The organism is Nonomuraea harbinensis, from assembly GCF_019396385.1.
In the GTDB taxonomy this organism is placed as follows: Bacteria; Actinomycetota; Actinomycetes; order Streptosporangiales; family Streptosporangiaceae; genus Nonomuraea; species Nonomuraea ferruginea.
Map to the genome: position 1 here is coordinate 24,560 of NZ_JAHKRN010000011.1, position 12,557 is coordinate 37,116.

The following is a 12,557-nucleotide window of genomic DNA, read 5'->3' on the forward strand; positions in this document are numbered from 1 at the left end:
GCCGGTTCCAGCGAGTCCGCGTCGGCTGATCGAGAGCGCTCCGCCGGTTCCACCGGGCTCGCGTCGGCTGACGAGAGTGCTCCACCGGCTTCAGCAAGCTCGCGTCCGCTGTCTAGACAGCACCGCTGGGTCAGCCGGGCTCGCGTCCGCTGACGAGAGCGCTTCGTTCCAGCGAGCACGCGTCCGCTGACGAGACCATGCCACCAGGTCCACCGGGCCGCGCGTGCGCTCAACGTCGCGTCCGCTCAACGTCGCGTCCGCTCAACGTCGCGTGCGCTCAACGTCGCGTCCACCCGATCCCGCCTCCGTTCACGGGTGCTCCCTCCACAGCCTCGGCGCCACGTACTCGCTTATCCACAGAACGGCGCTCGGCCCCTTGGGCCCATGCCGGTCCAAGCGAATCTTGGACCCGCACCCCGGGGCGTCGCCCCGGCCCGATCTTCCTGGAGGCACGATGCAGGACCACAAGAACCTGTCGCTCCGCACCCGCCACCGCCGTTGGTGGTCCGTCAGGCAGGCCCGCCTGGCGGGAGCCGCCCGCGACAGGGGCATGTCCACCGCCGAGTACGCGGTCGGCACCATCGCCGCCTGCGCCTTCGCCGCTCTGCTCTTCAAGGTGGTCAGCAGTCCCGAAGTGCAGGAGATGCTCTCCTCGCTGATAGACCGGGCGCTCAACACCAAGGGATGACAGGCCACGCGCGCCGGAGGTCGTCAAAAGGCTCCGTGACCGCCGAAACGGCCGCGATGCTCCCCGCACTCGTGGTCGTCCTCGCGGCGGCGCTGTGGGCCATCCAGGCCGTCGGAGCCCACCTCGAATGCGTCGACGCCGCCCGCTCCGCCGCTCGCGCCGCGGCCAGGGGCGAGCGTCTCGATCAGGTACGAGACCTCGCCCGCTCAGCCACCCGCCCCGAAGCAGAGGTAACTGTGAACCGCACCCCAGAACACACGACCGTGCACATCTCGCTCGCCGTCCGCCCGCCCTGGGGCCCCGCCCTGCCCGCGATCCACGTGACCGCGTCCGCCACCGCGCCCACCGAATCCTGACCTCAGGACCGCCCGTGCGGCAGCCAGAACCCCTGGCCTCACGTGCAGACCGCTCATGCGGCAGCGAGAACCGAATCCTTACGTCACGTGCGGACCGCTCGTGCGGCAGCCAGAACGGTGCCGGCACACGGCCGCGCGCTGAGGAGATCTGTGATGCCACGTAACGACCGAGGCTCGGCCACGCTCTGGGGCGTCGCGCTCATGGGTTTGCTGATGGCCGTGGCCATGGCCTTCGCCCTGGCCGGCGAGGCGCGCGTCGCACGCCACCGCGTGTACGACGCCGCTGACCTCAGCGCGCTGGCCGCCGCCGAACTGGCCCTCGTAGACCCGGAAAGCGCCTGCGCGAGAGCGACGACCCTGGCGAAGGCGAACGGGGTCGAACTGACGAACTGCGAGATCAGCGGCGCGGTGGCGGACGTCAGGACATCGCTGACGATCTCGATCTCCGGCCTCGGCGTCCGCACCCTGACCGGCCGCTCCCGCGCCGGCCCAGCCAGTCCGTCCCCTCTGAAGCTACGGCGGGCTGAGCGGGCCGAAGGCACGCATCACGGCGCTCAGCCCGAGGGGGTTCCCAAAGTTCCCTTACTCGCTGAAATGAGACGAATGGGATGAATGAGACGAGCGTGGACTGCATCTCCCGAAAAAGAGAGGCCCCGTAGTGAGTACCTGGCTGCAGAGCGGTTCCGTAGTGAGCGCCCGACTGCGCCCCTCTCCGGGATCTCGCCGCAAGTGGGACGGCTTGAGGCCCGCAAGAATAATCGCGACATATGGGATCAATGAGGATGATTACCGCGCGCGGTGCTAGATGGGAGCCCGCTGGATGGGGCAGGTCATGCAGCGGGCGCCGCCCCGGCCCTTGCCGAGTTCGAAGCCCTCGATCTCGATCACTTCCACGCCCCTGTTCCGCAGCTGCCGGTTGGTGAACTGGTTCTTGTGGTAGCCGATCACCACGCCGGGGGAGAGGGCGAAGAAGTTGTTGCCCGAGTCCCATTGCTCGCGCGCCTGCTGATAGTCGTCGCCGCCGGTGGGGATCAGCTCCAGTTCGCCGATCTCCAGGGCCTCCGCCACCGCGTGCGCGAAGCCGGCGGCCATGTGGACGTCGAGGGTGCCCGGCTTGTCGCCGGGGCGGAGCGCGTACGTGGTGGCCGTCTCCAGGAACGGCGGGTAGACGGCCGCCTTGTTCACGTCCAGGAGGGTGAAAACGGTGTCCAGATGCATGTACGTACGCCGCTTGGGGATCTCGACGGCGATCACCCGGTCGACCGAGCCTCCGCCGAACAGCGACAGGGCGAGGTGCTCCACGGTGCGCGGGTTGGTCCGCTCGCTCAGGCCGATCACCACCGTGCGGTTGCCGATGGGCATCATGTCGCCGCCCTCCATGGCGGCGGCGCCGAAGTCCTCCTCGTCGAACCGCGATTCCTCGCCGCGCTCCGGATACCAGAACGCGAACTCCTCTCCGGCGAACATGGGGTGGAAGTGGTAGATCGTGCTCTGGTTCAACGTCTCCAGCCGGCGGGCGTGATGGTACATCGGGTTGAGCGACACCCCGCCGTAGAGCCAGGCGACCGGATCGCGCTGGTAGAGGGAGTTCGGCAGCGGCGGCAGCATGAAGTCGTCCATCCGGGCCGAGGCCGCGACCAGGGAGTTCGCCTCCAGGCCGGGGATCCCGTACTCCTGTTTGGTCAGCCCGCCGATGAGGTGGGTGGCCAGCTTCTCGCCACTCCAGCCGGACAGCGTCTCCCGGACGCCGTCCACGAGCGCCGGGCCGACGGTCAGGTGGGTGACGGCCTGCTCCACCGCGTGCCGCTTGGCCTCGAAACTTCCGTCCAGCGCCTCCGCGAGCAGTTCCTGGTGGTAGAAGACCTCGACGCCGTGCTCGCGCAGCACGGCGACGAACGCGTCGTGCTCTCGCTGCGCGTGCTCCACCCAGATGATGTCGTCGAAGAGCAGCCGGTCACGGTTGGCCGGGGTGAGCCGCCTGAGGCTCAGCTCCGGGCGGTGCACGATGACCTTGCGCAGCGTGCCCACCTCCGAGTGGACGCCGAACGACTGATCGGTCATGGCTCTTGCCCCCTTGGCGAGTCAGCTGGTGCTCCGGCCGGTCATACCGAACCACTGGAGCCCTGCCCGGAATCGCCCGGCTCGCATCCTCGGCCCGGAGACTGCCCTCGGCCCGGAGACTGCCCTCGGTCCCGAGATTGCCCTCGGCGGGGCGGAAGGAGGTCAGGGGCGCAGCAGGGTCGCGAGGAGGCGGAGTGCGCCCTGCTTGTCCAGGGGCTCGTTGCCGTTGCCGCACTTGGGCGACTGGATGCAGGAAGGGCAGCCGCGCTCGCACTCGCAGGAGTCGATGGCCTGGCGCGTGGCCGTCAGCCATTCCCTGGCGCGCGCGTACCCGCGTTCCGCGATGCCGGCGCCGCCCTCGTGGCCGTCGTAGACGAACACCGTGAGCAGGCCGGTGTCCGCGTGCAGCTCCGTCGACACGCCGCCGATGTCCCAGCGGTCGCAGGTAGCGAAGAGGGGGAGCAGGCCGATGGCGGCGTGCTCGGCGGCGTGGGCCGAGCCGCCCAGGTCGAAGCCCTCCTCGGCCAGGGTGGCGACCTCGGCGGCCGGGAGCGTCCACCAGACGGCGCGGGTGCGGAGGGTGCGCGGCGGCAGGTCCAGCGGCTCGTCGCCGAGGCTCTCGCCCGACTGCGCCCGGCGCTTCAGGTACGAGACGACCTGCCTGGTCACCTCGACCTCGCCGAAGTGGAGGGTGCCGGGCCCGAGAGGATGGGAGCGCAGGGTGGAAAGGATAGAGATGTCGGTGATGTCCCGGGCGAACGTGGAGTAGTCCGGAGCGGCACTCGTGACCAGCGCCACCCCGGCCTCCAAGTCCAGTTCCTCCACGAGGAACGTCTCGCCCTGGTGGAGGTAGACCGCTCCAGTGTGCACGGTCGTGTGCGACGAGGGCTCGTCCACGCTCCCGAGCAGGCGGCCGGTCGAGGACTCGACGACGTGGATCGGCGCGCCGCCGCCGCCGCGGATGTCGGCCAGGTCGGTGGCGCGCTCCCGCCTGGTCCAGTACCAGCCGGCCGGCCGGCGGCGCAGCAGGCCCTCAGTGACGAGGTCGTCGAGCACGCCGCGCGCGGCGTCGCCGAAGACCGTCAGGTCCTGCTCGGTCAGCGGGATCTCCGCCGCGGCGGCGCACAGGTGCGGGCCCAGCACATACGGGTTGTCCGGGTCGAGGACGATCGCCTCGACGGGCCGGCCGAACAGGGCCTCCGGGTGGTGCACGATGTAGGTGTCGAGCGGGTCGTCACGGGCGATGAGCACGGCCAGCGCGTCCTGGCCCTCGCGCCCCGCGCGGCCGGCCTGCTGCCAGAGCGAGGCGCGGGTGCCCGGCCAGCCGGCGATCAGCACGGCGTCCAGGCCGGACACGTCGACGCCGAGCTCCAGGGCGTTGGTGGTGGCCAGGCCCATCAGCGCGCCGGAGCGCAGAGCCTTCTCCAGCACCCTGCGGTCCTCCGCCAGGTAACCCGCCCGGTAGGCGGCAACCTTCTCGGGCAGCTCCGCCAACCCTTCGTCCTCGGGCAACGCCCACGCCAACGGCCCACGGGCACCCCCTGCCGCGGACCCGGCCGCGGAATCCCGGGGCTCCTCCCGGCCGGTCCGGTTGCCGGTGCCCTCACGAAAGGACGGCATCGGGCTGGCCCTCAGAAGGGGAGGGTCCGCCCTCGTCGGAGAGTGCTCCGCTGTAGAGGGTTCCACTGAACAGAGTTCCGCTGGGGACGGCTCTGTCGATGAGGGGGTCGATGGTGAGGGTCCGGCTGGTGTGGGTTTCGCCGTGGAGGGTTCTGCCGGACGGGGTTCCGCTGGGGACGGCTCTGTCGATGAGGGGGCTGATGGTGAGGGTCCGGCGGGTGAGGGTTTGGCTGTAGAGCGCTCTGCCGTACAGGGCTCCACTGGAGACGGCTCTGTCGATGAGGGGGTCGCCGGAGAGGGCCCGGCTGGAGAGGGTTCCGACGATGGGGGTGTCGATGGAGGGGGTGTTGGGTGGGTGGGTCCGAGGGGGGAGGGGTGGGGGCCGTGGGCGGAGAGGGAGAAGGCGACGTCGGAGAGTTTGGCGCGGGCCTGGAGCGCCACGGTCTCGGCGCCGCGACGGCTGCGGACGAACGCGAGCGTGCGGACGTCGGCCAGCACCAGGTCCGCCAGCAGGTCGGCGGCCTCCGCCGTGGCCGTCCGGCGCACCGGGGCCCCCTTCTCGCCCCTGAGCTCCGTCAGCGGCGGCTCCCACAGCGCGATGGTGGTCGAGCCCTTGGGGGAGGCGTCCGCCGTCACCTCGTCCACGTCGAGCCCGGTCAGCCGCTTGGCGAACTCGCCGGGCTCGCTCGCCGTGGCCGAGGCCAGCAGGAAGGCCGGCGAGGACCCGTACCTGGCGCAGACGCGGCGCAGGCGGCGCAGGATCTGCGCCACGTGCGACCCGAACACGCCCCGGTAGCCGTGACACTCGTCCACGACCACCAGCCGCAGCCGGCGGAAGAACAGCGACCACTGGGCGTGCCTGGGCAGGATGCTCCGGTGCAGCATGTCGGGGTTGGTGAGCACGTAGTTGGCGTGCTTGCGCACCCAGGTGCGCTCCTCGAACGGGGTGTCGCCGTCGAAGCAGGCGGCCCGCACCTGGGTGATGCGCAGGTCATGGATGCCGCGAAGCTGGTCGGCGGCGAGGGCCTTGGTGGGTGTGAGGTACAACACGGTGCCGCCGTCGAGACAGGCGGTGACCGCCGGGGTGAGGTAGGCCAGCGACTTGCCGGAAGCCGTCCCCGTAGAAATGATCACGTTTCGGCCACAATAGGCCAGGTCAGCGGCCTCGTACTGGTGTTGCCACAGCCCCGCCACGCCCCGGTTCGCCAAGCGCGTAACCAGGAGTTCGGGCGCCCATTTGGGCCATCCCACTTGACCCGCCTGACGTGCTGGAACATGCTCCACATGGGTGACACGCTCGTGACGTGCGGGTATGCCGAGCAGGTGCTGGAGGAGTGGACCTGGTCGGTGTGGGGAGGAAGCGGAGGAAGTCACTGTTTCCAGTCTGCATCCGTGGGCAAAGTCGCCGGGAATCGTGATTTCGTATAGACACAAGCCAGACGCGTGGTTGAATGCCGCGCGTCAGGGTCCGACAGTCGGGAGCATCGCTCCAGACTGCCAGGCCCGCAAGAGTACTTTCGCAGGCGAGGCGCTGGAGGATCTGTGGATCTGAAGTTGGATCACCGCACCGAAGACCGACTCACCATCGTGGAGGTCGAAGGTGAGATCGATGTTTACACGGCGCCGAGATTGCGTGAGCTCCTCATCGACCTGGTGAACAAGGGAAACTTCCACCTCCTGGTCAACATGGAGAAGGTCGACTTCCTCGACTCGACGGGGCTTGGCGTCCTGGTGGGCGGGCTCAAGCGGGTCCGCGCCCACGACGGCTCGCTCGAACTGGTCTGCACCCAGGAGCGCATCCTCAAGATCTTCCGGATCACCGGTCTGACCAAGGTCTTCGGGATCTACGCTTCGGTCGACGAGGCCAAGGAAGCTCACGGCAAAGACAAGTAGATGGCCACCGTCGAGCTGACGTTCAGCGCTCTTCCCGCGCACGTGCGCACCGCGCGGCTGGTGGCCACTGCGATCGCCAGGCGCACCGGCGTGGAGGAGTCCTTGCTGGACGAGGTCCGGCTCGCCGTGGGTGAGGCGTGTTCCCGGGCGGTCGAGGCGCATCGCGCCCACTGTCCGGGTGAGCCCATCCGCATCGAGCTCAAGGACGACTCGGGGCGCTTCGAGGTCACGGTCAGCGACCAGGCGCCCAGTGATGAGATCAAGCAGGAGCAGCCCCTCGACCTGGGAATGCTTTCCGACTCGTTCATGTCCGGCTTCGGTATCGCGGTGATCGCGGGGCTGGCGGACGACGTGGAGGTGTTCCCGAGTCCCAAGGGCATGCGGATCCGCATGAGCTGGCCGGCCGCCACCAACGGCCATCTCCGCTGACGTGCCTTTCCGGCCGTCGGGCTTGAGCTTGGCGAAGGACGTCTCCTGACCGCTGTGGTCAAGGAGACGTCCTTCGCGTTACGACGCCGGGCTGACCGGTCACCGTTGCGACAGGGGATCCCCGTCGAACGCCTCGGCGAGCGTGATGACCCTCCCGCCGCGTTCGGTGATCTCGGCGGCCCGCAGGACGAGGATCTCGAGGTCGTCGCGCGCGTGGATGAACCGGCCCGCGAGTGCGTCGAGACGTCCCCGCGCGATGGCGAGCACGCCGTCCACCGCCTGTTCCATCGACGTCCACGAGTCGTCCCTGGCCCCGGGGAGGTCGCCGAGGTCGCTGGTCAGATCCGTGCGGACCCGGCCGGGGCTGTAGTCGAACGCCAGCACCCCCGTGCCCGCGAGTCCCGCCGACAGCGCCGCGGTGAGCTTGGCCAGCGCGGCCTTGGACACGCTGTAGGCCGTCTGCGTGGGCAGCGTCCACACCCCGAGCAGGCTGTTGACGTTGACGATCCGGCCGCTGCCGCGGGCCAGCATGCCGGGCACCACCGCGTGGACGTACAGCATCGGGCCGAGCACGTTCGTCGTGACGGTGCCCCACCACTCCTCGGGGTCCGACTCCCAGACCGGCGCCTCGTGCGGCTCGGCCGCGCCCGCGTTGTTGACCAGCAGGTCGATCGGGCCGAGGACGCGCTCGGCGGTCCCGACGACGGTGGTCACGGCCCGCGGGTCGGTGACGTCGCCGGGCAGGGCCAGCACGTCACCCTCGCCGCCCAGCTCGGCCGCGAGCGCGTCCAGGGCCTCCGCCGACCGGGCCGTGACCGCGACCCGCATCCCCGCCTGGTGGAGTCGCACGGCCAGCGCCCTGCCGATGCCGCGGCTCGCCCCCGTCACCAGGGCAACCGATCCTCTTGGTCCGCTCATCATCGCCACCCCCCACGGTCCCGCTACCCGCTGACCTGGCCCGGATGCTCGGTCTCAGGAGAGACGTGTTTCGGTCGTACCTTTTCAGGCCGTAGTCATGACCGTAAACCAACGGATATTTCACCAGTCAAGTCGCAATACACCCCGCTGTCAGCGGCTTACTGACCAGGCGCGCAAATGCCCGGCTCCAGAGCCTTCATATCTGCGTATCCCCTGCGTAGACTCCCGGCACCGGCCAAGGTGATCCGGCACTAACAGCGGATTCAACCGGAAGCGGCACCCACAACCCGGATGGTGCCGCACCGCCCGCCTACATTGCAGCGCCACCGGGCAGGACGACCGGTCTTGCCGAGGAGAACGATGTCTAGGCACATGCTGGCACTGGAGCCAGCGTCCAATCTGACCCTTAGCGGAAACAATCTCACCATCGTGATCGTGGTCGCCGCGGTCGCGCTGATCGCGCTAGCCGTCGCCGGCGGTCTGGTGCGTGAGGTGCTCGCCGCCGACCAGGGCACGGAGCGCATGCAGAACATCGCCCGTGCCGTCCAGGAAGGGGCCGCGGCGTATCTGACGCGGCAGTTCCGCACCCTGGCGATCTTCGTCGTGATCATACCCTTCCTGCTGCTCCTCCTACCGGGCGAAACCGACGTACGGATCGGACGCTCGATCTTCTTCGTGGTCGGCGCGGTGTTCTCCGCGCTGACCGGCTTCATGGGCATGTGGCTGGCGGTGCGCGGCAACGTGCGCGTGGCCGCCGCGGCCCGCGACTCGGGCGAGCAGCGCGCCATGCGCATCGCCTTCCGTACGGGCGGCGTCGCCGGCATGTTCACCGTGGGCCTCGGCCTGCTGGGCGCGGCCGTGGTCGTCTTCCTCTACCAGGGCGACGCGCCCGGCGTGCTGGAGGGCTTCGGCTTCGGCGCGGCGCTGCTCGCCATGTTCATGCGGGTCGGCGGCGGCATCTTCACCAAGGCCGCGGACGTCGGCGCCGACCTGGTCGGCAAGGTCGAGCAGGGCATTCCCGAGGACGACCCGCGCAACGCCGCCACCATCGCCGACAACGTGGGCGACAACGTCGGCGACTGCGCCGGCATGGCGGCCGACCTGTTCGAGTCGTACGCGGTCATGCTGGTCGCGAGCCTCATCCTGGGCCGGGTGGCCTTCGGCGAGCAGGGTCTGATCTTCCCGCTCATCGTCCCGATGATCGGCGTGCTGACCGCCATCATCGGCATCTTCGTCACCCGCCTGCGCGCCAAGGACCGCAACGGCATGGCGGCCATCAACCGCAGCTTCTTCATCTCGGCCGGCATCTCCGCGGTCCTGGTCGCGGCCGCCGCCTTCTGGTACCTTCCCGCCACCTTCGACGGCCTGGCCGGCGCGCAGGTGCAGTCCGACGCCGACCCGCGGGTCATCGCCATCGGCGCGGTGCTCATCGGCCTGGTCCTGGCCAGCGCCATCCAGCTGCTCACCGGCTACTTCACCGAGACGAACCGGCGCCCGGTCCGCGAGATCGGCGAGAGCTCCCGTACCGGCCCGGCGACCGTCATCCTGGCCGGCATCAGCGTCGGCCTGGAGTCGGCGGTCTACTCGGCGCTGATCATCGGCGCGGCGGTGTACGGCGCGTTCCTGCTCGGCTTCGGCAACGTGACGGTGGCGCTGTTCGCCGTCGCCCTGGCCGGCACCGGCCTGCTGACCACGGTCGGCGTCATCGTCTCGATGGACACCTTCGGCCCCGTTTCCGACAACGCCCAGGGCATCGCCGAGATGTCCGGCGACGTCGAGGGCGAGGGCGCCCGCGTCCTCACCAGCCTGGACGCGGTCGGCAACACCACCAAGGCCATCACCAAGGGCATCGCGATCGCGACGGCCGTGCTGGCCGCCACGGCGCTGTTCGGCGCGTTCCGCACCGCCGTCGAAGGCGAGCTGCCGGCGGGCAGCGTGTTCAGCCTCGGCATCGACGCGCCCAACGTGCTGGTCGGCCTGATCATCGGCGCGGCCGTGGTGTTCCTGTTCTCCGGGCTGGCCATCATGGCGGTCGGCCGGGCGGCGATGCGGGTGGTCTTCGAGGTACGCGAGCAGTTCCGCAGCAAGCCGGGCATCATGCAGGGCACCGAGCTGCCCGACTACGGGCGCGTGGTCGACATCTGCACCCGCGACTCGCTCCGCGAGCTGGCCACGCCCGGCCTGCTCGCGGTCATGACGCCGATAGCCGTCGGCTTCGCGCTCGGGTACGCGCCGCTCGGCGCGTTCCTGGCGGGCGCGATCGCCGCCGGCACCCTGATGGCCGTCTTCCTGTCCAACTCGGGCGGCGCCTGGGACAACGCCAAGAAGCTGGTCGAGGACGGACACCACGGCGGCAAGGGCTCCGAGGCGCACGCCGCCACGGTCATCGGCGACACGGTCGGCGACCCGTTCAAGGACACCGCGGGCCCGGCCATCAACCCGCTGATCAAGGTGATGAACCTCGTCGCGCTGCTGGTGGCCCCGGCCGTGGTGCTGTGGGCCGACAACGTCGGGCTCCGCGTCGGCATCGCGGTGGTCGCCGTGGCCGTGGTCGTCGGCGCCATCATCGTCTCCAAGCGCCGCTCGGTGACGGCCGAGCCGGCCAACGACAACGACCGCGACAAGGAACCCGTCGCGTCCTGACACCGTTCCACCACGACGCCCGCTCCTCGACACCGAGGGGCGGGCGTCGTCGTCCGGCCACGCCGGAGGGTGATACGCGGAGTGGCCTTGTTCGGTGGGAAACTGGGCAGATGGACAACAAGCCGCCGTCCGGCGGGAAGACCCTGGCCGTCATCCTGCTCGCGATGCTTGCCATCATGGCGGTGATCGCGATGCTGGCCGTCTGGGCGTCGAGAGGATGACCGAGGTGCGAACGCTGATCCTGCTCCGCCACGCCAAGGCGGCCCAGGCGCCTGGGGTGCCCGACAAGGACCGGGCGCTGACCGACCGGGGCGAGCGCGACGCCAAGCGGGCCGGTGAGGAGCTGCGGATGCTCGGGCTGGAGCCGGAGGTGGTGCTCTGCTCGCCGGCCCGGCGCACCCGCCGCACGGCGGAGCTGGCCTTCCCCGGCGTCGAGGTGCGGTACGAGCCGGCGATCTACCAGGCCTACCCGGAGGAGCTGCTGGAGCGGCTGCGCCTGCTCGACCCCGATCACGGCACGGTGGCGCTGTGCGGGCACAACCCGGCCGTGCACGAGCTGGCGCTGATGCTCGCGGAGGACGACTACCTGTTCCGGCCGGGCACGTTCGCGGTGATCAAGACAGCGGTGCCGTGGCCCGAGCTGTCGGCCGGTGAGGGAGAGCTGGTCACGAGCTGGGGTCCGCAGCACGACTGACGAGCAGCGCGTCCTCGGCGTCGGCGGCCTCGACCTCGTCGCGGGAGATGCCGAGCAGGTAGAGGATCGAGTCGAGGTAGGGCGTGTTGACCGCGGTGTCGGCCGCCTGGCGCACCACGGGCTTGGCGTTGAACGCGATGCCCAGCCCGGCCGCGGCGATCATGTCGAGGTCGTTGGCCCCGTCGCCGATGGCCACGGTCTGGCTGATCGGCACCCCCGCCTCGCTGGCGAACCGCTCCAGCGCGCGGGCCTTGCCGGGCCGGTCGACGATCTCGCCGACGAGCCGGCCGGTCAGCTTGCCGTCGATGACCTCCAGCACGTTCGCCGCCGAGTAGTCGATGCCGAGCTCCTCCACGAGCGTGTCGGTGATCTGGGTGAAGCCGCCGCTGACGATGGCGAAGCGGTAGTCGAGCCGCTTGAGCGTGCGGACCAGGGTGCGGGCGCCGGGGGTGAGCACGACCTCACCGCGCACCCGCTCGAACACCTCGGCGGGCAGCCCTTCGAGCTGGGCGACCCGGCGGCGCAGCGACTCGGCGAAGTCGAGCTCGCCGCGCATGGCCGCCTCGGTGACCTTGGCGACCTCGTCGAGGCAGCCGGCGTGCTTGGCCAGCAGCTCGATGACCTCACCCTGGATGAGGGTGGAGTCGACGTCCATGACGATGAGCCGCTTGGCCCGCCTGGACAGCCCGGTGCGCTGCACGGCCACGTCGACCTGCTGGGCGGCGGCCTCGGCGGCGAGCTGGACGCGCAGCTCGTCGGGGTTGGCGCCGGAGACGGACAGCTCGATGCAGGTCACCGGCCACTGGGCCAGCCGCTCGATGCGGTCGATGTTGGCGCCGGCGGCGGCGATCCGGCGGGCGATGCCGGCGATGGCCGCGGGCTGGAGCGTGGCGCCGAGCACGCTGACCGACAGGCGGCCGCGGCGGCGGTGCTCCTTGGCCAGGGAGCCGGTGGACAGCTCCACCTCCATGCCCAGGTCCTCGGCGATCCGCTCGACGGCGGTCCACATGGCGCCGAGGGTGCTGCCGGTGCCGGTGGACGGCCCTCCGGCGTAGGCGACCAGGACGCCGAGCGTGAGCCGGCCGCGGATGACGACCTGCTCGATGTCGGCCACGGTCACGGGGAAGCCCGACAGGACGGAGAACAGGCGCGAGGTCACGCCTGGCCGGTCGGGGCCGGTGAAGGTGATCAAGAGGGTGCGCTGGTCCACATTCAGCCACGGTACTGCGCCCGCCCCGATGCCCGCGCCGCAGGT

Annotated in this window: 11 protein-coding genes; 7 read left to right on the forward strand and 4 right to left on the reverse strand. The window is 70.3% G+C overall.

The genetic code is table 11. The features are described 5' to 3' along the window. Positions 1 to 454: 454 nt before the first annotated feature. The 3 genes from KME79_RS14075 to KME79_RS14085 all read left to right on the forward strand — a co-directional run bounded on the left by KME79_RS14075 (position 455) and on the right by KME79_RS14085 (position 1,656). On the forward strand, positions 455 to 688 hold the full coding sequence (locus tag KME79_RS14075) for a DUF4244 domain-containing protein (protein WP_148036299.1): 234 nt from the start codon (positions 455 to 457) through the stop codon (positions 686 to 688). A gap of 35 nt (positions 689 to 723) precedes the next feature. After that, a complete protein-coding gene (locus KME79_RS14080) occupies positions 724 to 1,044 on the forward strand; it encodes a TadE family type IV pilus minor pilin (RefSeq protein WP_308248906.1) in 321 nt (106 codons plus the stop codon). A gap of 153 nt (positions 1,045 to 1,197) precedes the next feature. Further along, positions 1,198 to 1,656 carry an Rv3654c family TadE-like protein gene (locus tag KME79_RS14085; RefSeq protein ID WP_219544813.1) on the forward strand — a complete coding sequence of 153 codons (459 nt, stop codon included), beginning with the start codon at positions 1,198 to 1,200 and terminating at the stop codon, positions 1,654 to 1,656. A 189-nt stretch (positions 1,657 to 1,845) separates the two neighbouring features. Here KME79_RS14085 and KME79_RS14090 read toward each other — a convergent pair whose 3' ends face one another. Both KME79_RS14090 and KME79_RS14095 read right to left on the reverse strand, forming a co-directional pair. Continuing rightward, positions 1,846 to 3,105 carry an arginine deiminase gene (locus KME79_RS14090; RefSeq protein WP_148036302.1) on the reverse strand — a complete coding sequence of 420 codons (1,260 nt, stop codon included), beginning with the start codon at positions 3,103 to 3,105 and terminating at the stop codon, positions 1,846 to 1,848. Between the two features lie 162 nt (positions 3,106 to 3,267). Next, positions 3,268 to 5,859 carry a Zn-binding domain-containing protein gene (locus KME79_RS14095; RefSeq protein ID WP_308248907.1) on the reverse strand — a complete coding sequence of 864 codons (2,592 nt, stop codon included), beginning with the start codon at positions 5,857 to 5,859 and terminating at the stop codon, positions 3,268 to 3,270. A gap of 408 nt (positions 5,860 to 6,267) precedes the next feature. Here KME79_RS14095 and KME79_RS14100 point away from each other — a divergent pair, with 408 nt between their 5' ends. Both KME79_RS14100 and KME79_RS14105 read left to right on the forward strand, forming a co-directional pair. Then, positions 6,268 to 6,618, forward strand: a complete 351-nt coding sequence (locus KME79_RS14100) for an STAS domain-containing protein (RefSeq protein ID WP_043629845.1) — start codon at positions 6,268 to 6,270, stop codon at positions 6,616 to 6,618. Beyond that, a complete protein-coding gene (locus tag KME79_RS14105) occupies positions 6,619 to 7,047 on the forward strand; it encodes an ATP-binding protein (RefSeq protein WP_148036304.1) in 429 nt (142 codons plus the stop codon). Between the two features lie 99 nt (positions 7,048 to 7,146). On the opposite strand, the gene KME79_RS14110 is transcribed toward KME79_RS14105, so the two are convergent. Beyond that, the gene (locus tag KME79_RS14110; protein ID WP_219544815.1) at positions 7,147 to 7,935 is read right to left on the reverse strand and encodes an SDR family NAD(P)-dependent oxidoreductase; all 789 of its coding nucleotides are present in this window, start codon (positions 7,933 to 7,935) and stop codon (positions 7,147 to 7,149) included. Between the two features lie 390 nt (positions 7,936 to 8,325). Here KME79_RS14110 and KME79_RS14115 point away from each other — a divergent pair, with 390 nt between their 5' ends. Continuing rightward, positions 8,326 to 10,608 (forward strand): sodium-translocating pyrophosphatase, encoded by a 2,283-nt coding sequence (locus tag KME79_RS14115; RefSeq protein WP_148036306.1) that lies wholly within the window; start codon positions 8,326 to 8,328, stop codon positions 10,606 to 10,608. Positions 10,609 to 10,834: 226 nt separating this feature from the next. After that, on the forward strand, positions 10,835 to 11,302 hold the full coding sequence (locus KME79_RS14120) for a SixA phosphatase family protein (protein WP_308248908.1): 468 nt from the start codon (positions 10,835 to 10,837) through the stop codon (positions 11,300 to 11,302). Here the strand turns inward: KME79_RS14120 and serB are convergent. Further along, entirely contained in the window at positions 11,274 to 12,512 is a 1,239-nt protein-coding gene (gene serB / locus KME79_RS14125; protein ID WP_219544816.1) for a phosphoserine phosphatase SerB, read from the reverse strand. The two genes, KME79_RS14120 and serB, sit on opposite strands and share 29 nt — an antisense overlap. Positions 12,513 to 12,557: the final 45 nt, after the last annotated feature.

What these genes read in the sequence shown, in the direction of transcription:
- KME79_RS14075 (WP_148036299.1), top strand. Translation starts at nt 455, where the DNA reads ATGCAGGACCACAAGAACCTGTCGCTCCGCACCCGCCACCGCCGTTGG.
- KME79_RS14085 (WP_219544813.1), top strand. Translation starts at nt 1,198, where the DNA reads ATGCCACGTAACGACCGAGGCTCGGCCACGCTCTGGGGCGTCGCGCTC.
- KME79_RS14090 (WP_148036302.1), bottom strand. Translation starts at nt 3,105, where the DNA reads ATGACCGATCAGTCGTTCGGCGTCCACTCGGAGGTGGGCACGCTGCGC.
- KME79_RS14105 (WP_148036304.1), top strand. Translation starts at nt 6,619, where the DNA reads ATGGCCACCGTCGAGCTGACGTTCAGCGCTCTTCCCGCGCACGTGCGC.
- KME79_RS14115 (WP_148036306.1), top strand. Translation starts at nt 8,326, where the DNA reads ATGTCTAGGCACATGCTGGCACTGGAGCCAGCGTCCAATCTGACCCTT.